General features: G+C 65.7%; 1 protein-coding gene. It reads left to right on the top strand.

Going from position 1 to position 735, the window contains the following annotated elements; translation table 11 throughout:
- On the top strand, positions 1 to 698 hold a 698-nt coding region (locus IEY73_RS32775), incomplete at its 5' end, for a nucleoside deaminase (protein WP_229716434.1).
- Positions 699 to 735 lie beyond the last annotated feature (37 nt).

Raw genomic sequence — 735 nt, 5'->3', positions numbered from 1 at the left:
CTCAGAGTTCGGGGGATCGCACGTCGAAGTCTTCGTGCGAAGATCGCGACATGTCAGAACTCACCGCTCGTGGTGCGTGGTCGGCGCTCGAACCGCCGTGGCAGCACGCGATGACCATGGCCTGGAAGTCCTACCGCGACGGCGGTGTCGCGGTAGGCGCCGTCATCACCGACGACGCGGGCACGATAGTCGGCAGTGGTCGTAACCAGCGGTTCGACACGGTGGCGCCGCGCGGACTGCTGGCTCACGCCGAGATGGAAGCACTCGCCGCAGTGCCGGACGATAAGGAAGGCGCCCGGCACACTCGGCTGTACACCACACTGCATCCGTGCCCGATGTGCCTGGGCGCTACTGTGGTGGCTCGGGTCGGACACCTCGCCTTCGGCGCCTACGATCCGACGTGGCTCGGCATTGAGCGGTTGCCGCAGCTCAACGACGAAGTGCGGCACCGTTGGCCGACCTTTGCAGGACCAATGCCCGGACCGATCGGCGAATGGCTGGCCGTGCTCCCCTGCCTGAACACCAACGGCACTCTCGTCCGGGCAATGCAGCGGGTCTCACCAACCCGCGCGCGTCTGGCGCGGGCCATCGCCGCGAAGCTCGACGACGGCGAAATCCCGGAAACTCCCGAACTCGCCATAGACCGCGTTTGGGAACTGCTGATCGATGTCGGGACACCTCCAGCTACGCACGAATGATCAATCGTTGCCGCCAGATCACGAGTCCGCTCATCGG

Origin of the sequence: Mangrovihabitans endophyticus (assembly GCF_014646155.1) — a bacterium.
Taxonomy (GTDB): Bacteria; Actinomycetota; Actinomycetes; order Mycobacteriales; family Micromonosporaceae; genus Actinoplanes; species Actinoplanes endophyticus.
The sequence above is the reverse complement of the archived record's forward strand: the minus strand, read 5'-3'. Positions and strand labels throughout refer to the sequence as shown.